The 26,337-nt window shown below is 71.5% G+C and carries 20 protein-coding genes; 9 read left to right on the top strand and 11 right to left on the bottom strand.

The window, feature by feature from the left end; translation table 11 throughout:
• Nucleotides 1-58 precede the first annotated feature (58 nt).
• Nucleotides 59-1,096: an endonuclease/exonuclease/phosphatase family protein gene (locus tag ACH4E8_RS16075; protein ID WP_398448507.1), complete on the top strand. Its 1,038-nt coding sequence runs from the start codon at nt 59-61 to the stop codon at nt 1,094-1,096.
• Between the two features lie 149 nt (nt 1,097-1,245).
• Here the strand turns inward: ACH4E8_RS16075 and ACH4E8_RS16070 are convergent, their stop codons facing one another.
• Together ACH4E8_RS16070 and ACH4E8_RS16065 are read right to left on the bottom strand one after the other, a co-directional pair.
• Nucleotides 1,246-1,656 carry an RNA-binding S4 domain-containing protein gene (locus ACH4E8_RS16070; RefSeq protein WP_398448505.1) on the bottom strand — a complete coding sequence of 137 codons (411 nt, stop codon included), beginning with the start codon at nt 1,654-1,656 and terminating at the stop codon, nt 1,246-1,248.
• Between the two features lie 163 nt (nt 1,657-1,819).
• Nucleotides 1,820-3,886, bottom strand: a complete 2,067-nt coding sequence (locus ACH4E8_RS16065) for a PhoX family protein (RefSeq protein ID WP_398448504.1) — start codon at nt 3,884-3,886, stop codon at nt 1,820-1,822.
• A 315-nt stretch (nt 3,887-4,201) separates the two neighbouring features.
• Here ACH4E8_RS16065 and ACH4E8_RS16060 point away from each other — a divergent pair, with 315 nt between their 5' ends.
• Nucleotides 4,202-6,406, top strand: coding sequence for a VWA domain-containing protein (locus ACH4E8_RS16060; RefSeq protein ID WP_398448502.1), 2,205 nt, complete (start codon nt 4,202-4,204; stop codon nt 6,404-6,406).
• Here the strand turns inward: ACH4E8_RS16060 and ACH4E8_RS16055 are convergent.
• Together ACH4E8_RS16055 and ACH4E8_RS16050 are read right to left on the bottom strand one after the other, a co-directional pair.
• Nucleotides 6,387-7,721 carry a sensor histidine kinase gene (locus ACH4E8_RS16055; RefSeq protein ID WP_398449201.1) on the bottom strand — a complete coding sequence of 445 codons (1,335 nt, stop codon included), beginning with the start codon at nt 7,719-7,721 and terminating at the stop codon, nt 6,387-6,389. The genes ACH4E8_RS16060 and ACH4E8_RS16055 overlap by 20 nt on opposite strands.
• A gap of 20 nt (nt 7,722-7,741) precedes the next feature.
• Nucleotides 7,742-8,395 (bottom strand): response regulator transcription factor, encoded by a 654-nt coding sequence (locus ACH4E8_RS16050; RefSeq protein WP_398448500.1) that lies wholly within the window; start codon nt 8,393-8,395, stop codon nt 7,742-7,744.
• 269 nt (nt 8,396-8,664) lie between these two features.
• On the opposite strand from ACH4E8_RS16050, the gene metG reads away from it, so the two are divergent.
• Nucleotides 8,665-10,281, top strand: a complete 1,617-nt coding sequence (gene metG / locus ACH4E8_RS16045) for a methionine--tRNA ligase (RefSeq protein ID WP_398448497.1) — start codon at nt 8,665-8,667, stop codon at nt 10,279-10,281.
• A 135-nt stretch (nt 10,282-10,416) separates the two neighbouring features.
• Here the strand turns inward: metG and ACH4E8_RS16040 are convergent, their stop codons facing one another.
• From ACH4E8_RS16040 to ACH4E8_RS16030, 3 genes are all read right to left on the bottom strand, one after another.
• On the bottom strand, nt 10,417-11,676 hold the full coding sequence (locus ACH4E8_RS16040) for an FG-GAP-like repeat-containing protein (protein ID WP_398448495.1): 1,260 nt from the start codon (nt 11,674-11,676) through the stop codon (nt 10,417-10,419).
• Nucleotides 11,677-11,870: 194 nt separating this feature from the next.
• The gene (locus tag ACH4E8_RS16035; RefSeq protein WP_398448494.1) at nt 11,871-12,428 is read right to left on the bottom strand and encodes a hypothetical protein; all 558 of its coding nucleotides are present in this window, start codon (nt 12,426-12,428) and stop codon (nt 11,871-11,873) included.
• A gap of 201 nt (nt 12,429-12,629) precedes the next feature.
• Nucleotides 12,630-14,936: a SpoIIE family protein phosphatase gene (locus ACH4E8_RS16030; RefSeq protein ID WP_398448492.1), complete on the bottom strand. Its 2,307-nt coding sequence runs from the start codon at nt 14,934-14,936 to the stop codon at nt 12,630-12,632.
• 264 nt (nt 14,937-15,200) lie between these two features.
• Between ACH4E8_RS16030 and aspS the strand changes: the two genes are divergently transcribed.
• Nucleotides 15,201-16,973: an aspartate--tRNA ligase gene (gene aspS, locus ACH4E8_RS16025; protein ID WP_398448490.1), complete on the top strand. Its 1,773-nt coding sequence runs from the start codon at nt 15,201-15,203 to the stop codon at nt 16,971-16,973.
• Between the two features lie 275 nt (nt 16,974-17,248).
• Here the strand turns inward: aspS and ACH4E8_RS16020 are convergent, their stop codons facing one another.
• Nucleotides 17,249-17,650 (bottom strand): RidA family protein, encoded by a 402-nt coding sequence (locus ACH4E8_RS16020; RefSeq protein WP_398448488.1) that lies wholly within the window; start codon nt 17,648-17,650, stop codon nt 17,249-17,251.
• A 100-nt stretch (nt 17,651-17,750) separates the two neighbouring features.
• Here ACH4E8_RS16020 and ACH4E8_RS16015 point away from each other — a divergent pair, with 100 nt between their 5' ends.
• The gene (locus tag ACH4E8_RS16015; protein WP_398448486.1) at nt 17,751-18,131 is read left to right on the top strand and encodes a winged helix-turn-helix transcriptional regulator; all 381 of its coding nucleotides are present in this window, start codon (nt 17,751-17,753) and stop codon (nt 18,129-18,131) included.
• Here the strand turns inward: ACH4E8_RS16015 and ACH4E8_RS16010 are convergent.
• From ACH4E8_RS16010 to ACH4E8_RS16000, 3 genes are all read right to left on the bottom strand, one after another.
• Nucleotides 18,128-19,195 carry an AI-2E family transporter gene (locus tag ACH4E8_RS16010; protein ID WP_398448484.1) on the bottom strand — a complete coding sequence of 356 codons (1,068 nt, stop codon included), beginning with the start codon at nt 19,193-19,195 and terminating at the stop codon, nt 18,128-18,130. The genes ACH4E8_RS16015 and ACH4E8_RS16010 overlap by 4 nt on opposite strands.
• Nucleotides 19,196-19,629: 434 nt before the next feature.
• Nucleotides 19,630-20,586 carry a pirin family protein gene (locus ACH4E8_RS16005; protein ID WP_398448482.1) on the bottom strand — a complete coding sequence of 319 codons (957 nt, stop codon included), beginning with the start codon at nt 20,584-20,586 and terminating at the stop codon, nt 19,630-19,632.
• A gap of 197 nt (nt 20,587-20,783) precedes the next feature.
• Entirely contained in the window at nt 20,784-21,272 is a 489-nt protein-coding gene (locus ACH4E8_RS16000) for an SseB family protein (RefSeq protein ID WP_398448481.1), read from the bottom strand.
• A gap of 127 nt (nt 21,273-21,399) precedes the next feature.
• Here ACH4E8_RS16000 and ACH4E8_RS15995 point away from each other — a divergent pair, with 127 nt between their 5' ends.
• From ACH4E8_RS15995 to ACH4E8_RS15980, 4 genes are all read left to right on the top strand, one after another.
• Nucleotides 21,400-23,226: an acyl-CoA dehydrogenase gene (locus ACH4E8_RS15995; protein ID WP_398448479.1), complete on the top strand. Its 1,827-nt coding sequence runs from the start codon at nt 21,400-21,402 to the stop codon at nt 23,224-23,226.
• 152 nt (nt 23,227-23,378) lie between these two features.
• Nucleotides 23,379-24,173 carry a hypothetical protein gene (locus ACH4E8_RS15990; protein ID WP_398448477.1) on the top strand — a complete coding sequence of 265 codons (795 nt, stop codon included), beginning with the start codon at nt 23,379-23,381 and terminating at the stop codon, nt 24,171-24,173.
• Nucleotides 24,174-24,298: 125 nt separating this feature from the next.
• Nucleotides 24,299-24,922, top strand: a complete 624-nt coding sequence (locus ACH4E8_RS15985) for a Uma2 family endonuclease (protein ID WP_398448475.1) — start codon at nt 24,299-24,301, stop codon at nt 24,920-24,922.
• Nucleotides 24,923-24,975: 53 nt separating this feature from the next.
• A complete protein-coding gene (locus ACH4E8_RS15980) occupies nt 24,976-26,280 on the top strand; it encodes a M18 family aminopeptidase (RefSeq protein WP_398448473.1) in 1,305 nt (434 codons plus the stop codon).
• The last annotated feature ends 57 nt before the right edge of the window (nt 26,281-26,337 follow it).

Here is a 26,337-nt window from a genome sequence, read left to right as displayed (position 1 = left end):
AGACACCGTCCGATACATCAGACGCTTCTTCAGACACAGCAGACAGCCGGAGGCCGGAGTGGACAGCGCCATCTCGACGGCGGCGGACGACGCCGCGCAGCGGGACGATGACGCCCCTGCCGAGCGCCAGCGGGGCGGTGGCAGCCGCCGGGTGGCCGCCTGGTTCTCCGCCCTGCTGCTGCTCGTGCCGACGGTGGTGGTGGCCTGCCGGGTCGCCGACACCGACGCCACGACGCCCGTCCCCCAGTTGTTGGCCTTCCTGCCCTGGCTGTTGGTGCCCACCGGCGCGGCCCTGCTGCTGGCGCTCCTCGCCCGGTGGCGCACGGGCATGATCTGGGCCGCCGCGGTGCTCGCGGTCGCCGGCTGGTTCGTGCGGCCGTACGACACCGGGCTCGCCGAGAAGCCCTCCGGCAAGGTCATAGCCGGAGTCGAAGTCCTCACGTCCAACGTGGAGTTCGGCAATGCCACGGAGGACCTACTCGCCGCCATCAAGCGCGAGCAGCCCGACCTGGTGTTCGTCCAGGAGTGCGCGGAGGAGTGCTCCGAGGGCCTGGCCCGGGAGATACCGCTGGCGGACTACCCCCATCGGAACGTCGTCGAGGGCAAGCTCGCCTTCGGCTCGGCCATCCTCAGCAAGTACCCGTTGCGCACCGCCCCCGGCATCGACTCCACGCTGGCGCAGCCCAATTCCGTCGCCGAGATAGCAGGCCGCGAGGTACACCTCCAGTTGGCGCACCCGATGCCGCCGGTCCCGAGCGGCCTCGGTGACTGGCGCCGCGAGCTGGGCCAGCTACGGACGTACGCGGCCGGGGTGAAGGACGCCCCGGGCATCATCGCGGGCGACTTCAATTCCTCGCAGGACCACGCCGCGTTCCGCCGCGTGCTGGACGCGGGCGGGTTGCGGGACGCCGCGGTCCTCGGGGGTGCGGCGCGCACGCCGTCCTGGCCGACGATGGTGAGCCGGCCGTTGGGCACCCAGATAGACCACGTGCTGATCAGCGAGGAGTTCTCGGTCCGCTCGGCCCGCTTCCTGGAGTTGGCCGACACCGACCACCGGGCGCTATTGACGAAGCTGGAGTTGCACGACGCCCGTTGACGCATCCGCCCCGGGAGATACCCGGGCCGCAGCGCCACGAAAGGGGGTACGGTCCCCAACGCACGGCTCCGCTGGGCGATGGCCAGCACGGGGTGACGTCAGTATGGAGCGACGGTCAGCACTTGGTAATGGCCAGCACAGGGTGATGGTCAGCGCTTGGCGCTGCCGCGGAGGCGGTCCATCTGGCGGCGGTCGCGCTTGCTGGGGCCGCCGGTGCCGCGGTCGCGCACGGCGACCGGCGCGACGAACTCCCTCGGCGGGGGCGGCGGGCTGTTGTCCACGTAGCACTGGACGGCGACCGGCGGGCCCACCCGCTTGCGGATGAGCTTGGAGACGACGACGAGCCTTTCGCGGTCGGCGTGGAAGAGCCGGACCTCGTCGCCCACCTTGAGGGCGTGCGCCGGCTTGACCCGCTGTCCGTTGACCCGGACGTGGCCCGCCTTGCAGGCGGCCGCCGCCTGGGAGCGGGTCTTGGTCAGGCGTACGGACCAGATCCAGGCGTCGATGCGCTCGGACCCGCCGGCGGGCGGCGGTGGTGCGGACGAATCCTGGGAAGCCATGCCTTGACTGTACGACCCGGCGCACCGTACGCGGCGGGGGTTTTCCCTGCGAGAGGGCCCGGCGAAGGGCCCGGCGGGCGTTCCGGCCGGGGCAGGGGACGGGACGGGCCCCCGCCCAGGTGGGGGCGGGGGCCCGTGCGCCGGTGCGGCCAGGGGGCGCGGCTCAGACGCCGATGTCGCGGCCGTCCTTGCGCCAGACGGCGACGACCGAGGGGCGGACGAGTCGACCCGGGCCGTCGGGCCAGGTGCTCGCGGGCTTCTCGACGGAGGCACCGTCGACCTCGCCCGGGTGCTGGACCGCGACCAGCACCCGACGCTCCTGGATGACCGGGCCGCAGGTCTCCGCGCCCTTGGGCACGGTGAGGAACTGCTTCAGTTCACCGCGCCGCTCGCCGTGGGTGGCCACGCCGTACAGGCCGTCGTGGGAGCCGAGGGCGTTGCCGTCGGTGGAGATCCACAGGTTGCCGTGCGGGTCGAAGGCGACGTTGTCCGGGCAGGAGATCGGGCTGACCTTCTCCTTGGGGAAGCCGGCGAAGTACGTGGACGGGTCCTTCGGGTCGCCCGCGACGAGGAACAGCCGCCAGGCGAAGCCGTCGCCCGTCGGGTCGTCCCAGTTCTCGGCGAGTTCCAGGATCTGGCCGTGCTTGTTGAGGTTGCGCGGGTTGGCCTCGTCGGCGCCGGGCTTGCCCGGCTTGCCGCGGTCGCTGTTGTTGGTCAGCGCCACGTACACCCGCCCCGTGCGCGGGGAGGGCTCCACGTCCTCGGGGCGGTCCATCTTCGTCGCGCCGACCTTGTCGCCGGCGAGACGGGTGAAGACGTACACCTCGTCCGCGGTCATGCCCGGCACGTGCGAGGTGTCGCCGGTGGCGAGCGGGATCCACACGCCGGATCCGTCGAACTCGCCGTCGTTCGGCAGCTTGCCCGAGCCGTCGACCTCGCTCTGCGGGCTGTCGCCGGACAGCTTGGCGACGTACAGGGTGCCCTCGTCCAGCAGGGTGCGGTTGTGCTCGCGGGCGGCCCGCGAGTTGCCCTTCATCATCCGCTTCGACGACACGAACTTGTAGAAGTAGTCGAACCGCTCGTCGTCGCCCATGTAGACCACCGGGCGGCCGTCGTCCGTCATCCGCGGCTGCGCGGCCTCGTGCTTGAAGCGGCCCAGCGCGGTGCGCTTGCGGGGCGTGAAGTCGGGGTCGTACGGGTCCAGCTCGACGACCCAGCCGAAGCGGTGGGACTCGTTCGGCTCCTGCTGCACGTCGAAGCGCTTGTCGAACCGCTCCCACTTGCGCTCGGAGGCGCCGGTGCCGATGCCGTAGCGCTTGTCGGTGGCGCTGGAGCCGTTGGCGAAGTACTGGTTGAAGTTCTCCTCGCCGTGCAGCGTGGTGCCCCAAGGGGTCTCGCCGCCGGCGCAGTTGTTGAGGGTGCCGAGGACGCGGGAGCCGGTGCGGTCCGCGGAGGTCCGCAGCAGCGGGCTGCCCGCGGCCGGGCCGGTGACCCTGAACTCGCTGGTCGCGGTCAGTCGACGGTTGAGGCGGTGGCGGGTCACCGGGGTCAGCCCGCCGGACTTGCGCTCCTCCTCGACCACCACGACGGACAGTCCGTGCGCCGCCCAGGCGATCTCCACCTGCTCGCGGGTCGGGTTCTCCGGGTCGTACCCCCGGAACATCAGCACCTCGTCGGTGTACTCGTGGTTCGCCACGAGCACCTGTCGGCCGCGCTCGCCGGGCAGCGGCAGCAGCGAAAGGAAGTCGTTGTTGTAGCCGAACTGCCCCGCCTGCGCCTTCGCGGTCTGCTTGTTCGGGTCGAACTTGGGCGCGCCGCGCAGGATCGGGTCGCCCCAGCGGATCACGATGCCCTGGGTGTAGCCGCCGGGGACGGTGACCTTGTCGTCCTTGTTGGGCGCGACGGGCGAGAAGCGCAGGCCGCGGGCGCCGTCACCGCTGCCGGCGCCGGGCCCGCGGCCCCGGCCGGCCAGCGGCGCGGCGGTGGCCTGCGCGCCGCCGCCCACGTTCGCCACGGTCGCGGCACCGGCCGCGGTGGCGACGGTCACGACCGCGGCGGCCCGCACCATCGAACGGCGCGACAGCGCGCCCGCGATGATGTCGCCGGCGTACTCGTTGTCGCTGGTGTTCGGCACCTCCTGGAAGCAGGCGTCACCACAGCGGAAACGACAGGTCAGCGCGGAACGTCCACCCGCGTGCGGCTTGCTCAACAACGGCAGCAGCTTGCGCACTTCGTCCTCCTCCGGCGCGCAGCGCGCCGACAGCGTGTCGGAATCTCTCCGGGCGTGACGTTAGGGGGGAACGTGTGCAAAGTGGCGGACGTTGAGTGAACGGTGGATGAATCCGGGACGTGGACCGTAAGGTCCCGGCCAACCGAGGCGGGATCCGGTGCGGTACGGGGGTCTACGGCGAGCGGGTCGCCCCTGCCGGGCTGGCGGGCGTGCGGCGGATAACCTTACGTGTCCGCCCTGGCCAGGGGAGTACTGGGACAGTCTGCCCCGAGCGCGGATAAACAACGCATTCAACTCATGCGAAAGGGCTCACTCATGGGCATTCGGAGTTTGCTGCGCAAGGTGTTCGGTCTCGACCGCGCGGAGACCAGCGGATCGGCGTCGGCGTCGGCCTCCGTTCCGCCCCAGTCCGACCGTACGGATCCGGCTGCTTCGGCTTCGGGGACGCGCGAGTCCGCGGATGCGGATGCGGCCGCTGCGGCGTCCGTGAAGCCGGCAGCGTCCGCGTCCGGTTCCGATGCCGGCTCCGGTTCCGATGCCGGCTCCGGCTCCGGTGCACCGGCGAAGACGGCGGCGTCCGGCGCTGAATCCACCGAGAGCCACGCGGCGGACCTGGTGTCGGCGGCCTTCGACAACCCCCGCCCGCGTTCGGCGTCCGTCCCGGCTCAGACCCGCTCGGAGCCGACGCCCGAGCCGGCCGACGCTGACGTGGCTGCTGGCGCGAGCAAGGGCGAGGGCGAGGGCGCTAAGGGTGCCGCGCCGGACGCACCGGCCGCCGCAGGCGACAGCACACCCGCGGGCGACACCGCCGAGGCGAGCGCCGACGGAGCCGTCGCCGAGCCCGAGCAGGCGGCGAAGGTCGACGACTCCGCGCCCGCCGCGTCGACGAGCAAGGACGCCGAGCCGACCGCCGCAGTCGAGCCCGAGCCCGCGAAGCCGCAGGCACCGGCAGAGGCCGAGGCCGCGAGCCCGGCGGCCGACAGCGCGTCCGCGGACGCCACCACCTCTGACGAGACGCAGGCCGCCGACGACTCCGACGCGTCCGGCCCCGCAACCGCCGAGGCGAAGAACGCCGTCGACACCGACGAGCCCGAGCCGTCGGCGGACGCCATGCCCGTGCCGGCGAAGGACGACGACGCCCCGGCGAGCGCTGACGCCAAGACCGAGACAAAGGCCGAGGCCGAGGTCGAAACCGAGGCCGAGGCTGCCACCGCCGCCGAAGCAGACGCCGCGCCCGTCAGTGCCGAAGCCAAGCCCGCCGCAGACGACACCGGTGCCGCGGGTGAGACCGCCCAGGCGGAAACCGCCCCGGCCACCGAGGCCGCCGTGGCCGACACCGTCAGCGCGGACGAGACGCCGGACGCACCCGCAGAAGCCGTCGCGTCCGAAGCGTCAAAGGACGACGACGCCCCGGTCAGGGCCGACGTCGAGCCCGGGACCGACGCCGGCAGTGCTGCCGCTGCTCCGGCCGTGGAGGCCGTGGAGGCCGCGCCTGCTGCCGACGACGAGGCCCCCGCCCGGTCCGAGGCCCCCGCCGAAACCGCACCTGCGGAGCCGGCGGCAACCGCCGACACCGCGACCGCCGACACCGCGACCACTGACGCCGTGACCGCTAACGCCGTGACCACTGGCGCCGCGCCCGCCGCCGAAGCAGACACCGCGCAGCCGGCGGCCGCACCCGCGCAATCGCCCGCAGACGCCCGTACCGACGACACGGCCCAGGCGCCGGCCCCCGCCGCTGAGGCGAACGACGCCACGCCCGCCAGTACGGACGGCGAACCGGCCGCAGACGAGACCGTCAGCACCGACAAGACGCCGGACGCACCCGCACAGGCAACCGCGGCCGACGCCACCGCCGAGCCCGCCGCAGGCGCGCCCGCGGCCGGCACCGGCACCGACGTCACCCCCCACGCCCCCGCCGCCGCAGCGGCCGTCGCACGAGCGGGCGTCGAGGGCGAGCGGGCCGCCGTGTATCTGGTGCTCGACCGGTCCGGGTCGATGCGCGGGTACTTCAAGGACGGCAGCGCGCAGAAGCTCGGCGAGCAGACGCTCGCGCTCGCCGGGCAACTCGGGCGGGCCGAGGTCTCGGTGGTGTTCTTCTCGACGGACGTCGACGGCACCGGCGCCCTCACCGCCGACGCGTACCAGGGCAAGATCGACGAGTTGCACGCCTCGCTCGGCCGCATGGGGCGGACGAACTACCACCTCGCCGTCGAGAAGGTGCTCGAACTCCACGCCGCCTCCGCGGACCCCGCAGCGCCCGCGTTCGTCGTCTTCCAGACGGACGGCGCGCCCGAGTCCCGCACCGCCGCCACCGCCGCGCTCACCGCCGCCGCCGACCGCCCGGTGTTCTGGCAGTTCGTGGCCTTCGGCGAGCACGACGCGAAGGCGTTCGACTACCTGCGCAAGCTGACCGCGGAGAACCCGCCGAACGTCGGCTTCTTCCACGCGGGCCCAGCCCCGAAGGACCTCCCCGCCGCGGAGCTCTTCGACGGACTGCTCAAGGTCTGGCGCCCCTGACGCGCCCCGCGGGGCGGGCCGGGCGACCGGTCCGCCCCGCGCCGCGTTCCGTACGGGACTCCGGCAGCCGCACGGTGACGGAGAGCCCGCCCGACGGCCCCGGCCGGGCCGTCACCGTCCCGCCGTGCGCCTCCGCGATCGAGCGGACGATGGAGAGCCCGAGGCCCGCGCCCGGCCCCATCCGGTCGCGCCCCTCCCCCCGCCTGAACGGTTCGAAGAGCGCCGGCACGTCCTCCTCCGACACCGTCGGCCCGGTGTTCTCCACGGTCAGCACGCCCCCGGACACCACCACCGACACCGTTCCGCCCGGCACGTTGTACGCCACGGCGTTCGCGACCAGGTTGTCCACGAGCTGCGCCAGCAACAGCCGGTCACCGCGCACCCGCGGTGCAGGCGCCCCGCCCCCCTTCCGCAGGGAGAGCCGCGGCCGGTCCGCCCCGGCCCGTACCGCCCGGATGTCGTAGCGCGCCGCCTCCTCCGCAGCGATCGCGCCCAGGTCGACGTCCTCGCAGTCCTCCAAGCCGCGCTCGCCGCGCGCCAGCATCAGCAGCCCCTCGATCAGCCGCTCGCTGCGCCGGTTGCTCTCCAGCAGCACCTGCTTGGTGGCCGCCAACTCGTCCGCCGAAGCGGCCGCGTCGAGCCCGACCTGGATCGCGGTGCGCTGGGTGGCGAGCGGGGTGCGCAGTTCGTGCGAGGCGTTCGCGATGAACCGCCGTTGGCTGTCGAACGCCTTCTCCAGCCGCGCGAGCAGCGCGTCCAGGGTGTCGCCGAGCTCCCTCAGCTCGTCGTCGGGCCCGTCCGCGTCGCCGATCCGCTCGTGCAGGGTGCGTTCCGAGAGCCGGCGGGCGCGGGCCGTCATCGCGTGCACCGGGCGCAGCACCCGCCCCGCCGTCCACCAGCCGACGGCCACCGCGCACAACGCCGTCACCAGCAGCGCGGCGACCGACCAGTACAGCATCTGCTGCGACGCGGCGTCGCTGACGTTGTCCGTGAGCTGGTACGCGGTGGAGAGGTCGGAGTCGATCCAGTACGAGGCGGAGAGCTGCGACTGGGAGCCGCGGAGGCCGGGTATCGGCCCCACTCCGTACGGCACCCCGTACGCGTTCCCGGACCGGAACGCCTCCTGGGTGGGGCTCAGCAGCGGCGCCGGCACCAGCCGCACCCGGCGGGCGATCGCCTCCGCCTCCGTCTCCGTCCCCGCGCTGGAGAGCAGGTTGACGACGGTCAGCAGGGCCCCGCCGAGCACCAGGAAGACCGCGCCGAAGACCAGGGCGATCCGGGTCCGGGCCGACAGCCCGCCGAAGAAGCGGACCATGCGGCCGACGCCGAGCGGCCTCACAGCGCGTACCCCGAGCCCTGCACCGTACGGATCAGCGCCGGCTCGCCGAGCTTCGACCGCAGCTTGCTCATGCAGACCCGGACGGCGCCGGTGAAGGGGTCGGCGTGCGCGTCCCAGGCCCGTTCCAGCAGCTCTTCCGCGGAGACCAGCCCGCCCTCGGCCTCCAGCAGGATCTGGAGCACGGAGAACTCCTTCGGCGACAGGTCCAGCTCCCGCCCGTCGCGCTCCGCGGTCCTGCGGACGGTGTCCAGGCTTATGCCGTGCCGCTCCAGCACGGGCGGTACGAAGCGGGCGCTGCGCCGGCGCAGCGCCCGCACCCGCGACACCAGCTCGGGGAACTCGAACGGCTTGCCCAGGTAGTCGTCCGCGCCCAGGTCGAGCCCTTCGACCCGGTCCTCCATGGACGCGGACGCGGTCAGCATCAGGATCCGGGTGCGCGACGAGGTGGCGACGAGGTGCCGGGCGACCTGGTCGCCGTGGACCCGCGGCAGGTCGCGGTCGAGGACGACGACGTCGTAGTCGTGGAGCCCTAGGTAGGCGAGGGCGGCGTCCCCGCTGTAGACGGTGTCGACGGCGAATCCGGCCCGGCGAAGTCCCGTGGCGACGAGTTCGGCCAGTACCTGTTCGTCCTCCGCGACCAGTACCCGCATGGTGCTGTCCCCATCCGTTCCCTTTTACGGCATGTTTGCGGCATGTCTCCCCCCAGGATGCGTGCTTTCTACGCCCCGGGGTGTTTCGCCGATGTTTCGCGGCCTCCGCCGCCCTCGGTCCGTCGCCGCCCTCGTCCATCGCCACCGCCGCCCTCGGTCCGTCGCCGTCGCCCTCGACCCCACTCGCCCGCCGCCGCCCTCGGTGAGCATGCGGGTGCCACCGGTTAATCCGGACGGGGCGGTGCGCCCGGGCCGATAGGATTTCGGGCATGGCGGCCACTGGATCCGAGAAGCAGGGGGCGAAGGCGTACTACGTCTCGACCCCCATCTACTACGTCAACGACGCTCCTCACCTGGGCCACGCCTACACGACCGTTGCAGGGGACGTGCTCACCCGCTGGCATCGCCAGCGCGGTGAGAAGGTGTGGTACCTCACCGGCACGGACGAGCACGGTCAGAAGATCATGCGCACTGCCGAAGCGAACGGGGTCACCCCGCAGGAGTGGTGCGACAAGCTCGTCGAGGAGGCGTGGAAGCCCCTCTGGGAGCACCTGGACATCGCGAACGACGACTTCATCCGGACGACGGAGAAGCGGCACACGGACCGCGTGCAGGAGTTCGTGCAGGACCTGTACGACAAGGGCGAGATCTACCAGGGCGGGTACGAGGGCCCGTACTGCGTGGGCTGCGAGGAGTACAAGCTCCCCGGCGACCTGATCGACGGCGAGGGCGAGTACGCGGGGCAGAAGCTCTGCCCCATCCACAAGAAGCCCGTGGAGCTGCTGAAGGAGGAGAACTACTTCTTCAAGCTCAGCGAGTACGGCCCGAAGCTGCTGGAGTTCTACGAGGCGAACCCGGGCTTCATCCAGCCGGAGTCCGCGCGCAACGAGGTCGTGAACTTCGTCAAGCAGGGCCTCCAGGACCTGTCGATCTCGCGCTCGACGTTCGACTGGGGCATCAAGATCCCGTGGGACGAGAAGCACGTGATCTACGTGTGGATCGACGCGCTGCTGAACTACGCCACCGCCGTGGGCTACAACGAGAACCCCGCGAAGTTCGCGGAGACGTTCCCGGCCAACGTGCACCTGGTGGGCAAGGACATCCTGCGCTTCCACGCGATCATCTGGCCGGCGATGCTGATGGCGAACGGCCTGCCGGTGCCCGGCCGGGTCGCGGCCAACGGCTGGCTGATGGTCGGCGGCGAGAAGATGTCGAAGTCCAACCTGACCGGCATCAAGCCGCAGGACCTGACCTCGCACTTCGGCGTGGACGCCTACCGCTGGTACTTCCTGCGCGCGATCGCCTTCGGCCAGGACGGCTCGTTCTCCTGGGAGGACTTCACCGCCCGCTACACCAGCGAGCTGGCGAACGACTACGGCAACCTCGCGTCGCGCGTCGCCGCGATGGTCGGCAAGTACTTCGGCGGCGAGCTGCCCGCGGCGACGGCGGCGGGCGAGGCCGAGCAGGCGGTGCGGGACGGCCTGGCGAAGGCCGTCGCCGAGGCCGACCGGAAGATCGGCGACGAGCTGGACTTCCAGGGCGGCATCCTGGCGGTCTTCGACTTCGTCAAGCAGGTGAACGGCTACCTCACCGAGCAGGAGCCGTGGAAGGTCGCGAAGGACACCTCCGACGAGGGCCGGGCGCGGCTGGCGACGATCCTGTACACCGCGGCGGAGTCGCTGCGCGCGGTCGCCGTCCTGCTGAACCCGGTCATGCCGCGCACCTCGCAGGCGCTGTGGGACTCCCTGGGCGCCGAGGCGGGCCTCGGCGCGCTGGCGGACCAGCGGGTCGCGGCGGCGGGCGAGTGGGGCCTGCTGCCGGTGGGCTCGACGGTGACGAAGGGCGCGGTGCTCTTCCCGCGCCTTGAGGAGCCGGCGAAGCAGTAGCCGTCGCCGTACGACGCACGCCGTCATGCGCAGGGGCGGGCCCGGGTTTCCTCCGGGCCCGCCCCTCGTTCGTCGGCGCGGGGCGCGGCGCCGACGCCGTTCGTCGAAGCGGTGCGGTGGTTCTTCCCCAGTCCGTCAGAAGATGCGGACGTTGGGCTCGTCGTCCCAGTTCATGATGGGCTGGGCACGGCTGACGGACCCCTTCCCGTCCCCGAAGTGGACGTACACGTTCCTGCCGACGGGCCGCATGAGGTCGGGCAGCCCGTCGCCGTTCACGTCGCCGGTGGTGACCAGCGGGCCGTCGTTGCGCCAGGACAGGGGCAGTTGCTTGCGCACCCCGAAGGTGCCCTTGCCGTTGCCCGGGTAGAGCCACAGGGCGCGCGATCCGTCTCGGGCCAGCAGGTCGGCCTTGCCGTCGCCGTTCATGTCGCCCGGTGCGGCCAGCTCGTTCATGGCCTTCCAGCCGCCGCCGACCTTCTGGCGCACGCCGAAGATGCCCTGCCCGTTGCCGGGGTACGTCCACAGGGTGCCCGCGGTGTCGACGGCGAGCAGGTCGGCCCGGCCGTCGCCGGTCAGGTCGCCGGCCGCCGCGAGGTCGCGCATGCCGTTCCAGCCGCCGCCGACCCTGATCTTCTTGCCGAGGCCGCCGTCGCCGCGGCCCGGGAAGGTCCACAGCACCCCGGTCTTGTCCCGGGCGAGCAGGTCTTCCTTGCCGTCCCCGGTGTAGTCGCCGTGCCGGAGAAGCTGCGTCATGTCGTTCCAACCGGTCCCGACGAGCTTGCCCATGGCACCGGTGCCTGAGAGGAACCACAACCGGCCGTCGTCCGCGCGCTCCAGGAGGTCGGGGTGGCCGTCGTGGTTCATGTCGCCGAACTGGTTCGCCCGGGGGAGGCCCGTCGGCCGCTTGCTCTCCGGCCCGCGGTACCAGTCCATCCAGGGGACGTCGTTCTCCAGCTCGTAGCGGGTGGTGGCGAGTTTGATCGAGCTGATGGAGTTGTCGAATCGACCGCCGAACAAACCGCCGACGTCGATGGGCCCGTTCATCGGCGTGATGAGCAAGGCGTCGCCCTTGTAGCCGGGCTCCAAGTAGGCGAAGCCCCACAGCGGGCCGTTGTTCTCCAACAACGACGTCTTGTTGTCGAAGCGCCCCATGCCGGCGTGGCTCGTCGAGATGATCTTCATCTCGCCCTTGAACGCCCAGCGCTCAAACAGGCACAAGCTACCCGCGGGGCAACGGTCCGAGCCGTACGTTGCCGCCGCCGGCGGTGCCGCGGTCACCATGGTGGCCATGGACGCGGCCAGCGCCACGACGGCACCGAGGGTCCGCCGGGCGGCGGCGCCCTTGAGCGGGGAGGACGTTCCCGTACCACGCCGGCGGGGCGGGGTTCTGAGCATCGTGCGGTCTCCATTCGTTCCGGGTCGGGGTGCCGGTGTCCTCCGCGTCGTGCCGCCGCGACAGTCGTGCCGTTGCAGCCGTCGTGCTGACGCGCCCGTCGCAACTGGAGAACGTGGCGGGCCGGCGAACTCCCTTCGTTCCCCGCGCACTTCGCACACATGCCTCGGGAACACTTGTTCGCAGCGTCGCGACCCTATCGCCAGCGGGTGACAGAGCACGCCCCCGCTCGGCGGCGGCGGTAGTACGAGAAGGTGACCGCCCCCACCAAGGGGCCCCACAGCACCAGTGGTTGGTAGAGGATGCCGACCACGAGGTTGCCGGTGGCCGTCATGTCGGCGTGCGGGACGCTCCACCACAGGGGCATGACGGCCCACACGCCGGTCAGGACCAGCGCGCCCAGGGCCGCGGGGATCACCGCGGCGAGGAGTGGGACCGGCTTGCCGCCGATCAGGGGGATCCAGCGCGGGACGACCTCGCCCCACGGCCGCACCAGGCCGATCGTCAGGAGCGCCAGGAGTTCACAGCCCACGCTCAGCGTCAGCATCCACACCTTCGAGCCGAACGTCTCGAAGGGGACGAAGCCCTCGTCGGTGTAGCCGGACGGGTGGCCGAGCACCATGGCGAGCCGCCACAGCCCCGTCGGCAGCACCACCAGCGCGGTCAGGTGCGCCGCCCGAACCGCCCAACGGGGCGCCGGTGGGGTCGTGTTGACAGCGTCGTTGCGGGAGTCAGTGCCGGTCCGTTCGTCCATGGGCACCACCCTGCCGGGCCGTCGGCCCGCTGCCGTCGGCCCGGAGGCCCGATGCGCCTACGCCGCCGCGGTGACGCCCGCCCCGCGCTCTCCGCCACGTGGCGGAGGACGTCTCAACCCGCCCCCGCCCGGTCGCGGGCGCAGCACCAGCAGGATCAGCATCGCGAAGCCGTAGGATCCACGGCCCCAACGCCCTGCCCCCTACGCCGGCTTCGGCTCCGGCTCCGGCTTCGACTCGTGCAGCTCGAACCAGATCGACTTGCCCTCGCCCCGCGGATCGACCCCCCACGCGTCCGCCAGCATCTCCATCAGCACCAGCCCGCGCCCGGACGACGCCAGTTCGCCCGGGCGTCGCTTGTGGGGGAGTTCGTCGCTGCCGTCGGCGACCTCGACCCGCAGGACGCGTTCCCCCGTGCCGTCGGGGTGCGTCACCCGGGCGACCAACAGCGCGTTGCCGTCCGTGTGCACCAGGACGTTGGTGACCATCTCGGAGACCATCAGCACCGCCGAGTCGACCTGCTCCGGGTCCGCCCAGTCGTGCAGCAGCTCCCGCACGGTCTGGCGCGCCGCCGCGATCCGTTCCGGCTCCGCCTGGGCGATCGTCATCGCGGTGCGCCGCGGCGCGACGGCCACCGGGCCGCCCTCGCGGGAGAGCAGCACCAGGGCCACGTCGTCCTCGCGCCGGTCGGCCAGCGGGCCCGTGGTGTGGTGCGAGACGGGGCCGTGGACGGCCTGGACGAGGGAGTCGGCCAGCTCCTCCAGGGACGCGGTGTCCGGGTGGCGCTCCATGACCTCCCGCAGCCGCACCCAGCCGGTGTCCAGGTCGTGGCCGCCGGTCTCCAACAGCCCGTCGGTGCAGATCATCATCGTCTCGCCGGGCTGGAGCCGCAGCCGGGTCGTCGGGTAGTCGGAGTCCGGGTCGATGCCGAGCGGCAGCCCGCCCTCCGTGGGCCAGACGATGACCGTGCCGTCCGCCATCCGCACCGCCGGCTCCGGGTGCCCGGCCCGGGCGATCTCGATGTGCCCGGTCGCCGGGTCGACCTCCAGGTAAAGACAGGTCGCGAAGCGCGGACCGGAGAGGCCGGAGAAGCCCGAGAGGTCGGAGAGGTCGGAGACCTCCGGGGAGTCGTACGCGTCGGTGACGCCGTGCAGGAAGCGGGAGGCGCGGGAGAGCACCGCGTCCGGCCGGTGCCCCTCGGAGGCGTACGCCCGCAGCGCGATCCGGAGCTGGCCCATCAGCCCGGCCGCCCGGACGTCGTGGCCCTGGACGTCCCCGATGACCAGCGCGATCCGGCCGGACGGCAACGGGATCATGTCGTACCAGTCGCCGCCGACCTGGAGCCCGCCGCCGGTGGGGACGTAGCGCCCGGCGACCGCCATGCCGGGGATCGCCGGCCCGATCACCGGCATCATCGACCGCTGGAGGCCCAGCGACAGCTCGCGCTCGGTCTCGGCGACGCCGGCGCGCGCCAGCGCCTGCGCCAGCATCCGGGCGACGGTGGTCAGCACGGACCGCTCGTCGGGGGTGAAGACGACCTGGTGGCGGAAGGCCGCCAGCCACGCGCCCATCGTCCGCCCGGCGACGATCAGCGGCAGGTACGCCCAGGACTGCCGGCCCAGCGGCTGCGCCAGCGGCCAGCTCGTGGGGTAGCGGCGGGCGTACTCGTCGGGGCTCGGCAGGTAGACGGCGCGGCCGGAGCGGACCACCTCGGCCGCCGGGTGGTCGGTGTCCAGCCGCATGTCGCTGAAGGGGTCGCCGCCGGCGCTCTGGTGCCCGTGGTGGCCGATGATCCGCAGCCGGTCGCCGGCGGCGCCGAAGACCGCGAGCCCGTCCGGGGAGAAGCCGGGCATGGACAGGGACGCGGCGACCCGCAGCACCTCCGCGGTGGACCGCGCCTCGGCCAGCGCCCGCCCGGCGTCCAGTAGGAACGCCTCCCGCGAGCGCCGCCAGTCGCCGGTGACGGGCGTCTTGGCCGCGGCGCCCTCCGCGGGCTCGGCGACCTCCTGGAGCAGGCCGATCAGCTCGTACGAACCGTTCCGGGAGACCGGCTTGGAGCGGCTGCGCACGGTGCGCAGGACCCGGCCGTCGTCGTCGACCACCCGCAGCCGGCCCTCGGCGACCGTGCCCTCGGCGACGGCGAGGTTCACCACGCCGTTGATCTCGTTCCAGTCGACGGGGTGGATCCGGGCGCGGACGGTGGTCTCCGGGTAGGAGACGGTGGCCTGCCGCGGGTCCGCGGCAGCGGGCTGCGGTCCCGGGGCGGCGCTCAGCGGGTCCGCGGCAGCGGTTTCCGGGGCCGGGGCGGCGCTCACCGGGTCCGCGGCAGCGGTTTCCGGGGCCGGGGCGGTGCTCTGCGCGTCCGAGGTCCCGGGCTTCGGGTACGCCCGAGGCGCGGCGGGCAGTTCCAGCAGCCGGGCCGCCTCGGCGTCGAGGGTGACCGTCCCGGCTGCGTTGTCCCACCGCCACAGGCCGGTCGCGACGGCGGCCAGGACGTCCTCGGTGCGCATTGCCTCACTTTATTCCGATCAGGTGGGTGATGACCGACGGGGGCGGTTTCCCACCGGGGCTGCGGCGCCCCGGCAACGCCGGCTCGCACCACCCCGGCAACGCCGGCCCGCACCGCCCCGGCGCCGTGGCATGTATAAGGCAATGAGGTACGGGAGGGGCGGGCGGTAACCTTTTAGGGCCCCGTACTGCCCGGGGCACCCGCTGACCGGGGCGCACCCGACCCCCGACAGCAGCCCCCGACCCCCAAGACTGGATGAACGACGATGCATCGGTACAGGTCCCACACCTGCGGCGAGCTCCGCGCCTCTGACGTCTCCACGGACGTCCGGCTGAGCGGCTGGCTGCACAATCGCCGAGACCTGGGCGGCATCCTCTTCATCGATCTGCGCGACCACCACGGCATCACGCAGCTCGTGGCCCGTCCCGGCACCGCCGCGAACGAGGCGCTGAGCCACCTCACCAAGGAGACCGTCGTCCGCGTCGACGGCAAGGTCGTCAGCCGGGGCGCGGACAACGTGAACCCGGAGCTGCCCACCGGCGAGGTCGAGGTCGAGGTCGCCGAGGTCGAGGTGCTCGGCGCCGCCCAGCAGCTCCCCTTCACGATCAACGCCGACGACGGCGTGAACGAGGAGCGCCGCCTGGAGTACCGCTTCCTGGACCTGCGCCGCGAGCGCATGCACCGCAACATCATGCTGCGGTCCGCGGTGATCTCCGCGATCCGGCACAAGATGACCGCGCTGGGCTTCAACGAGATGGCGACCCCGATCCTCGCCGCGACCTCCCCCGAGGGCGCGCGCGACTTCGTCGTCCCCTCCCGGCTGAACCCGGGCAAGTTCTACGCGCTGCCGCAGGCCCCGCAGCAGTTCAAGCAGCTGCTGATGGTCTCCGGCTTCGACCGCTACTTCCAGATCGCGCCCTGCTTCCGCGACGAGGACGCCCGCGCCGACCGCTCCCCCGGCGAGTTCTACCAGCTCGACCTGGAGATGAGCTTCGTCGAGCAGGAGGACGTCTTCCGGCCGGTCGAGAAGCTGATGACGGAGCTCTTCGAGGAGTTCGGCGGCGGTCGGCACGTCACGTCCCCCTTCCCGCGGATCCCGTTCCGCGAGTCGATGCTGAAGTACGGCTCCGACAAGCCGGACCTGCGCGCCCAGCTCGAACTGGTGGACATCACCGACGTCTTCGAGGGCTCGGAGTTCAAGGCGTTCGCGGGCAAGCACGTGCGCGCGCTGCCGGTGCCGGACGTCGCCGGCCAGCCGCGGAAGTTCTTCGACCAGCTCGGGGACTACGCCGTCGAGCAGGGCGCCAAGGGCCTGGCGTGGGTGCGGGTCGCCGAGGACGGGTCGCTGACCGGCCCGATCGCCAAGTTCCTCACCGAGGAGAACGTCAAGGTCCTCACCGAGCGCCTCGGCCTCGCCGCCGGCCACGCCGTGTTCTTCGGCGCGGGCGAGTTCGACGAGGTCTCCAAGATCATGGGCGCGGTCCGCGTCGAGGCGGCGAAGCGCGCCGGCCACTTCGAAGAGGGCGTCTTCCGCTTCTGCTGGATCGTCGACTTCCCGATGTACGAGAAGGACGAGGAGACCGGCAAGATCGACTTCTCGCACAACCCCTTCTCGATGCCCCAGGGCGGCATGAAGGACCTGGAGGAGAAGGACCCGCTCGACATCCTGGCGTGGCAGTACGACATCGTCTGCAACGGCATCGAGCTGTCCTCCGGCGCGATCCGGAACCACGAGCCCGAGATCATGCTGAAGGCGTTCGAGATCGCGGGTTACGCGCGGGAGACCACCGAGGAGGCGTTCGGCGGCATGCTGCGCGCGTTCCGCTTCGGCGCCCCGCCGCACGGCGGCATCGCGCCCGGCATCGACCGTATCGTGATGCTGCTCGCGGACGAGCCGAACATCCGCGAGACGATCGCCTTCCCGCTGAACGGCAACGCGCAGGACCTGATGATGGGCGCGCCGACGGAGCTGGACGAGACGCGACTGCGGGAGCTGAACCTCCAGCTCCGCAAGCCGGTCGCGAAGCCCTCGGAGTAACCTCCCGGTCTTCGCCCCGAGAGGCCCCGCACCGCCCCGCGCCACCGGCGCCCGGCCCGGTGCGGGGCCTCTTCGCTCGCGCGGTGCGGATGCGCTTGCGCGGTGCGGGCTGCGTTGCGGTGCGGGGTGCGTTGCGGTGCGGGCTGCTTGGACGTGCCCGCCGTTGCTCCGGCGGGTGCGTCGGCCTCTGCGGCGCACCCGTCGGGGAAACGGCGGGCACGTCCAAGCGCCCAGCAACCCGCACCGCACCCCCCGCACCGCGAGCCGCAGGCTGCCTAGCGGGGGAGCGTCGTGTCCACGATCGCGCTGATCTCGACGACCTGGCCCGGGAACGTGAGCTCCGTGATGCCGACGGCCGTACTGACCGGGCGGTGGTCGCCGAAGTACGCCCGGTTCCCCTCCGCCATCGCCTGCGCGTACCGCTGGAGGCCCACCACGTACAGGACCTGCGAGACGATCTGGTTGCGGGTGGCTCCGTAGTGGTCCAGGATCCGGTCGAAGTTGGCGTACGTCAGCTCCAGTTGGGCCCCGAAGTCGTCCGGGTGGCGGAACGCGCCCGCCTCGTCGAGCGCGAGCTGGCCGGAGACGTGGATCAGCTCGCCGGACCTGATCGCCTGCACGTATCCGAAGTCGTCCTCCGCCGGCACGCCGTGGCTGTAGATGTCCGTGGTCGTCATGGTTCTGCTCCCTCACCATGGTCTCTTGTGGTTACTCAGAAACCGTAGGAGAGTGGAGGCACCAGCGGAAGAACGCACTTTTCGGCAACTGAGGAACCTGATGGTGACCAAGCAGTACACGGGCTCGCCCGAAGACGCGGACCTGCGGCGCGCGGACTCGCTAGCGCGGGAGATCTTCGCCGACATCGCCAACAAGTGGGCGTTCCTGATCATCGAAGCCCTCAACGACGGCACCCGGCGCTTCAGCGAACTACGGGACGAGGTCGAGGGCATCAGCCACAAGATGCTCACCCAGAACCTGCGGATGCTGGAGCGGTACGGCCTGGTGGACCGGACAGTGCACCCCACCGTCCCGCCGCGGGTGGAGTACGCCCTCACCGAGCCGGGCCGGGCGCTGCACGCCACGGTCGACGGCATGTGCGCCTGGACGCACCAGTACCTCGGCGACATCGACGAGGCCCGCCGCCGCTTCGACGGCTAAGGCGTTGCGGGGTCGGTCGGTGCGGGCTCGTCCGCCCGGCCGTAGCGGGCCCGCAGCTCGCCGATGATGCCGAACGCCGCGGCCGTCACCGGCACCGCCAACAGCATCCCGAGGATGCCGGCCACCCCCGCGCCCGCCGTGATCGCCAGCATCACCACTGCGGGGTGCATCTGGACCGTACGGCTCTGGATCATCGGCTGGAGCACGTGCCCCTCCAGCACCTGCACGGCGAGCACCACGCCCAGCGCCCACAGCGCGATCACCCACCCCCGGTCGGCGAGTGCGACGAGGACGGCCACCGCGCCCGACAGGAAGGCGCCGAGGTAGGGGATGTACGCGCCGACGAAGACCAGCGCGCCCAGCCCGACGGCGCCGGGCACCCGCAGGATCAGCAGGCCGACGGTGATGCACACGGCGTCGATCAGCGCGATGAACGTGGTGCCGCGCATGAAGCCCTCGACGGCTTCGAAGGCGCGGCGGCCCATCGCCTCCACCATCTCGCCGCCCTTGCCGGGCACGACGGAGCGGGCGAGCCCCGCGGCCTTGTGGGAGTCGCGGAGGAAGAAGAAGATCAACAGCAGTGCGAGCACGGCGGTGGCGATGGCCTGCCCCACCACGCTCAACCCGCTGATCACCCCGGACGCCGCGGTGCCGCCGAACTTCGCGAGCAGGTCCTTGGCGTTGCGCGCCACGTCGTTGATGGAGGTGCCGGCGGCGCCGAAGTGGTCGGTGATGCCCTGTGCGGCGTTGCGCAGGGAGTCGAGGATCTGGGTGCCGTTGTCGACGAGCGCGGCGACGATCACGTACAGCGCACCGCCGACGACGGCGACCACCGCGGCACAGGTCAGCCCGGCAGCGAGCGAGGGGTGCACCTTCATGGCGACGAGCCGCCGGTACAGCGGGCCGAGCAGTGCGGTGCCGAGGATGGCGAGCAGGAAGGGCGTGACGGCGGTGCGGAACGTGATGATCAGCCAGATCGCGACCCCGCCGACGCCCGCGATCAGCAACAGGACGACGCACCACGCGGCGAGCCGCCGCACCGGTTCGGGAAGCAGGGTGTGCACCCTGCCACCCGACCACCCCACCGGGGTGACGGCCCCCCGGAAGGTCCGTCCGGGTGACGTTTCGCCGTGCGGCGGGCTGTGCGGCAGAGCCTGCGGGTCGCGGCGTCGACGCGGAGCGCCGTTGCTCTGACAGTCAGTTTGCGTCTGCACGCCGCCTGTGGCTGGTCGCGCAGTTCCCCGCGCCCCTGAAACCCCCTGCCCCGGCTTGCAGACAAGTGACGGGGGTAGCGAAACAGGGGCGCTGGGGGTCCCCCATGCCCTCTGGTCATAGGGGGCGGAACTGCGTGACCGGCCACAGACCACCCGCAGACGCAAAACCGGCTGCCAGAGCAACGGCGACGGCACGGCCCGCCGCACGCGACCCGCAGGCTTCACCCCGCAAGCCCGCCGCACGGCGGAACCGCGGGTCGCGTGAACGGAGCCTTAGGCGACGGTCACATTCCGTGGACCGCCGGGATCGTGCCCAGGCGGCCCTTCTGGAAGTCGTCGAACGCCTGCCGCAGCTCCTCCTGCGTGTTCATCACGAACGGGCCGTAGTGCGCCATCGGCTCCCGGATCGGCCGGCCGCCCAGCAGCACGACCTCCAGGTCGGGGGTGTGCGAGTCCTGGGACTCGTCCGCGCGGACCGTCAGCGAACCGCCGTCACCGAAGACCGCGGTCTGGCCGACGTGGATCGGTCGCCGGTCCGCGCCCACCGAGCCGCGCCCGGCCAGCACGTACGCCAGGCCGTTGAACTCCTCCCGCCACGGCAGCGTGATCTGGGCGCCGGGCCGCAGCGTCGCGTGGACCATGACGATCGGGGTGTGCGTGATGCCCGGCCCCTCGTGGCCGTCCAGCTCGCCGGCGATGACGCGCAGCAGCGCACCGCCGTCCGGGGAGGTCAGCAGCTGGACCTGGCCGCCGCGGATGTCCTGGTAGCGCGGGGCCATCATCTTGTCCGCCGCGGGCAGGTTCACCCAGAGCTGGAGGCCGTGGAAGAGGCCGCCGGACACGACGAGGTCCTCCGGCGGGGCCTCGATGTGCAGCAGTCCGGAGCCGGCGGTCATCCACTGGGTGTCGCCGTTCTGGATGGTGCCGCCGCCACCGTTGCTGTCCTGGTGGACGAACGTTCCGTCGATCAGGTACGTCACGGTCTCGAAGCCGCGGTGCGGATGCCAGGGCGTGCCCTTGGGCTCGCCGGGCGCGTACTCCACCTCGCCCATCTGGTCCATCATGATGAACGGGTCGAGGTACCGGTAGTTGATGCCGGCGAACGCGCGCCGCACCGGGAAGCCCTCTCCCTCGAAGCCGCCGGGCGCAGTGGTCACGGCGAGCACGGGACGGGCCACGGCCTCGGCGGGCGCGGCGACGCGCGGCAGGGTCAACGGGTTCTCGACAGTCACTGCGGGCATGGGGGCTACCTCCTTGTGCGACTGGTGACAGCCAGTTTAGTTGAAGACTGAACTTTCTGCCACTGGCAACGAAGGAGGCCCGGGAGTCATTCCCGGGCCCCGAAAAAGGACGGACGCGCTGCGAGCCGCGCGCCTCAGGCGTACGCACCTCAGGAGCCGCACGCGCCTCAGGCGTACGCGCTCCGGCCGCGCACGCCTCAGCCGTACATGCGGCGCATCGCGAAGTCGACCATCTGCTCGACCGCCTTCGCGTCGAAGACCATCCGGTGGTCGCCCTCCATGTCGAGGACGAAGCCGTACCCCGTCGGCAGCAGGTCGATCACCTCAGCGCCGGTGATCACGAAGTACTTCGACTCCTTGCCCGCGTACCGGCGCAGTTCCTTCAGCGAGGTGAACATCGGGATCACCGGCTGCTGGGTGTTGTGCAGCGCCAGGAAGCCGGGGTTGTCGCCGCGCGGACAGTAGACCTTGGAGGTCGCGAAGATCTGCTGGAAGTCCTCGGCGGAGAGGGAGCCCGTGGTGAAGGCCCGTACGGCGTCGGCGAGGGACGGCGGCGACGGCTCCGGGTACAGCGGCTGCCCCGGCTGCTGCTGTGCGTGCTGCTGTTGCCCGTGCTGTTGTCCGCCGTAGGGCTGTTGGGACGCGTACTGCTGCTGAGCGCCCTGACTCTGGTCATAGCCGTACATGCCCGCAAGAGTAACGAGTCACAGATGACCCAAACGGGGTTGCGCTTTATTACCGGTGGGTAGCATCATCGTAACTACTCACCAGTACTGGTAGTCGATCGAGTCGATCTACAACGGAGCCGTCGCCATGGGCCACTACAAGTCGAATCTCCGCGACATCGAGTTCAACCTCTTCGAGGTCCTCGGCCGCGACAAGCTGTACGGCACGGGTCCGTTCGCCGAGATGGACCCGGACACCGCCAAGAGCATCCTTGAGGAGATCGCCCGCCTCGCGGAGCACGACCTCGCGGAGTCGTTCGCCGACGCGGACCGCAATCCCCCGGTCTTCGACCCCGAGACGAACACCGCCCCGGTCCCCGAGACCTTCAAGAAGAGCTACCGCGCCTTCATGGACTCGGAGTACTGGCGGCTCGGCCTGCCGGAGGAGATCGGCGGCACCACCGCGCCCCGCTCCCTGATCTGGTCGTACGCGGAGCTGCTGCTCGGCGCCAACCCGGCCATCTGGATGTACTCGTCCGGCCCCGCCTTCGCCGGCATCCTCTACGCCGAGGGGAACGAGGCGCAGAAGAAGGTCGCCGCGATCGCGGTGGAGAAGGAGTGGGGCTCCACCATGGTCCTCACCGAGCCGGACGCCGGCTCGGACGTGGGCGCCGGCCGCGCGAAGGCCGTGCAGCAGGAGGACGGCTCCTGGCACATCGAGGGCGTGAAGCGCTTCATCACCTCCGGCGAGCACGACATGGCGGAGAACATCCTCCACTACGTGCTGGCCCGCCCCGAGGGCGCCGGCCCCGGCACCAAGGGCCTGTCCCTCTTCCTCGTGCCGAAGTACGAGTTCGACTGGGAGACCGGCGAGCTGGGCGAGCGCAACGGCGCGTACGCGACCAACGTCGAGCACAAGATGGGCCTCAAGGCGTCCAACACCTGCGAGATGACCTTCGGCGACCGCCACCCGGCCAAGGGCTGGCTGATCGGCGACAAGCACGACGGCATCCGCCAGATGTTCATGATCATCGAGTTCGCCCGGATGATGGTCGGCACGAAGGCGATCGCCACCCTCTCCTCCGGTTACCTGAACGCGCTGGAGTACGCCAAGGAGCGCGTCCAGGGCCAGGACCTGGTGAACTTCACGGACAAGTCCGCGCCCAAGGTCACCATCACCCACCACCCCGACGTGCGCCGCTCGCTGATGACGCAGAAGGCGTACGCCGAGGGCATGCGCGCGCTCGTCCTCTACACGGCGTCCGTGCAGGACGACATCGCGGTCAAGGAGGCGGCCGGCGAGGACGCGTCCGGCCTGGTCGCGCTGAACGACCTGCTGCTGCCGATCGTGAAGGGCTACGGCTCGGAGAAGTCGTACGAGCAGCTCGCCCAGGCGCTCCAGATCTTCGGCGGCTCCGGCTACCTCCAGGAGTACCCGCTGGAGCAGTACATCCGGGACGCCAAGATCGACACCCTCTACGAGGGCACCACCGCGATCCAGGGCCAGGACTACTTCTTCCGGAAGATCGTCCGCGACCAGGGCGGCGCGCTGAACACCCTGGCGGAGGAGATCAAGAAGTTCCTCGCGCTCGGCAGCGGCGGCGAGGAGCTGGCCGGGGCGCGCGACGCGCTCGCGAAGGCGGCGGTGGACCTGGAGGCGATCGTCGGCACGATGACGAACGACCTCATCGCCACCGGCGAGGACGTGAAGAACATCTACAAGGTCGGCCTCAACACCACCCGGCTGCTGTACGCCTCCGGTGACGTGGTCGTCGGCTACCTGCTGCTGCGGGGCGCGGCCGTGGCGCAGGAGAAGCTCCAGACGGCGTCGGCGAAGGACGTGCCGTTCTACCAGGGCAAGATCGCCGCGGCGAAGTTCTTCGCGGCGAACGTGCTGCCGGGCGTCTCGGTCGAGCGGGCGCTCGCGGAGTCGGTGGACGGCTCGCTGATGGACCTGGACGAGGCCGCGTTCTGACCCCTCGGGCGACGCCGACCGACGGCTTCGACCAGGTCGGTTGCCCGCCCGTGGCGGTGTCGTAGCCGAATGCGTACGTCGGCCCGTCCTTCCGGGGATTCCTCGGGGGGACGGGCCGTACGTATGATCGCGCCCAACGACATGGGGGGAACATGAAGTTCACGGGGAATGCGCGTTTCACGACCGTCAGAACCGTCACGACGGCCGCGGCGCTCGCGGCGGCGCTGCTGCTGACCGGCTGCTCGTCGTCCGACTCCGACGACGGCAAGAGCAAGAGCAGCGGCAAGAGCGAGGGCAGCAAGCCGGAGTCCGGACCGTCGGGCACCACCGATCCCGGCCCACTCGTCGCGGCCCGGATCGACGCCGCCCGCGTCGTCTCCGTGCTCCCGGGCGACGGCGACCTGCCGGGCTGGCGGATCAGCGCCGCCCCGTCCCCGTACGACCTGCAACAAGAGCCCCGGAGCAGGACCGAGCCGAGCTGCCGCGGCAAGGCGACCGGCTGGTGCAAGGGCGCGCTGCACACGAGCACGGCGCAGTTCAACCACCCCGACGCGGGCACCGTCGAGTTCACCGTCCACACCTACGAGACGGCCCAGGCGGCGACGGCGGCGCACCCGGCCCTGCTGACGGACCAAACGCAGGCGGAACTGCTGCCCGACGGCCAGCAGAAGATCGCGCTGCCCCCGCGCGAGGGCGAGAAGACCGACGCCGTCCGCGGCACCGGCAAGCTCCGCTCCCCGAGCGTGCTGTCCGTGAACGCGGTCGGCACGACCGTCCTGACGATCCGGACCTTCGGCCTCGGCACCGCCGCCAAGACCTACACGGACACCGAGCTCGCCGCCCTCACCACCCTCTTCTCCGACCGCTCCCGCCAGACCCAGAAGGGCACCACCCCGACGGCCCGCCTCCAGGACGACGCCCTGAGCTACACCGGACCGAAGAGCTGAGCTCCAAGGCATGGACCAGCGGATTCGCCGACACGCGTCAACATCGAACGTGAGATCCACTCATGCGAGTGAGGCTCTCGTCGTATCAGCTGGGTAGGCTGGTTCAGGGCCCCAGAATCCCGTTCATGGGAGGAACCATGACCGCCAAGGCGACGGACTACTCGAAGCACCGACAGCCGGACGGCTCCGCGTGGCCTATGCCGCCTCAGGACGGCTACACCATGGACGACTACTTCGCGCTCGACCTCCCGCCGCACACCGAAATGATCGACGGGAGCCTGGTCTTCGTGAGTCCGCAGCGCAAGTTCCACTCGCTGGCGATGTTCCTCTTCGAAGTGGGGCTGCGGCAGCGCGTACCCCAGCACTTGCGGGTGCGCCGGGAGATGGCCGTGGTGCTCGGCCGCAAGAACGTCCCGGAGCCGGACCTCGTCGTGGTGACGGCGGAGAGCGACGGCGATCAGGACCAGACCCGCTACGAGGCCGCCGACGTCGTCCTCGCCGTCGAGGTCGTCTCCCCCGACTCCGAGAGCCGCGACCGCGACACCAAGCCCCGCAAGTACGCCGCGGCCGGCATCCCGCACTTCTGGCTCGTGGAGATGGAACCGCGGAGCGAGCAGCCCGTGGTGCACACCTTCACTCGGGACGCGGACAGCGGCGCCTACGTCTCCACCGGCGTCTTCCGCGACCGCCTGAAGCTCGCCGAGCCCTTCGAGATCGACATCGACCTCACCGAGCTCGACCGGCTGTAGCCCCGCTCCCCGGCTCCGCCGGGAAGAGAACACTTGCTCGTTACAGTGGGTCCATGAGCAGCGAAGCGCCCGGCCCGTTCGACCGCGGCCACACCGATGAACTGATGTCCTTCCTGGCCGCGTCGCCGTCGCCGTACCACGCCGTGGCGAACGTGGGGGCGCGGTTGGAGAAGGCCGGGTTCCGGCAGGTGCAGGAGACGGACGCGTGGGACGGGACCGCCGGCGGGCGGTACGTCGTCCGCGGCGGGGCGGTCATCGCTTGGTACGTGCCGGAGGGCGCCGCGGCGCACACCCCGTTCCGGATCGTCGGTGCGCACACCGACTCGCCGAACCTGCGCGTGAAGCCGCTGCCGGACACCGGGAGCGCGGGGTGGCGGCAGGTCGCCGTGGAGATCTACGGCGGGACGCTGCTGAACACCTGGCTGGACCGGGACCTCGGGCTCGCCGGGCGGCTGAGCCTGCGGGACGGCTCCACCCGGCTCGTGAACGTCGACCGGGCGCTGCTGCGGGTGCCGCAGCTCGCGGTGCACCTGGACCGTTCGGTGAACACCGAGGGGCTCAAGCTCGACAAGCAGCGGCACATGCAGCCGATCTGGGGCCTGGGGAACGACGTCCGCGAGGGCGACCTGATCCGCTTCCTCGCCGAGGAAGCCGGGCTGTCGGCGGGCGAGGTCACCGGGTGGGACCTGATGGTGCACCCGGTGGAGGCGCCGTCGTACCTCGGTCGGGACCGGGAGCTGCTGGCCGGGCCGCGGATGGACAACCTCCTCTCGGTGCACGCCGGCACCGCCGCGCTCACCGCGGTCGCGGGCGACGCCGCCGAGCCGTCGTACATCCCCGTGCTCGCCGCCTTCGACCACGAGGAGAACGGCTCCCAGTCCGACACCGGCGCGGAAGGCCCGCTGCTCGGATCCGTGCTGGAACGTTCCGTTTTCGCCCGGGGCGGCACGTACGAGGACCGGGCGCGCGCCTTCGCCGGCACGGTCTGCCTGTCATCGGACACCGGGCACGCCGTCCACCCCAACTACCCCGAGCGGCACGACCCGACGCACCACCCGCGCGCCAACGGCGGACCGATCCTCAAGGTCAACGTGAACCAGCGGTACGCCACGGACGGCAGCGGCCGGGCGGTGTTCGCGGCGGCGTGCGAGCGCGCCGGGGTGCCGTGGCAGACGTTCGTGTCGAACAACGCGATGCCGTGCGGCACCACCATCGGCCCGATCACCGCGGCCCGGCACGGCATCCAGACCGTCGACATCGGCGTGGCCATCCTGTCGATGCACAGCGCCCGCGAACTGTGCGGCGCGGACGACCCGTACCTGCTGGCCAACGCCCTCACGGCGTTCCTCGCGGAGTAGTCGGGCGCAGTGGTTGCGGGGCCCCGGTAACCGTTTGACTTTTACCTCGTCTTTACG

The sequence above is a fragment of the Streptomyces sp. NPDC017979 genome (assembly GCF_044328175.1).
GTDB lineage: Bacteria > Actinomycetota > Actinomycetes > Streptomycetales > Streptomycetaceae > Streptomyces.
This window is presented reverse-complemented; position numbering and strand designations above follow the sequence as displayed.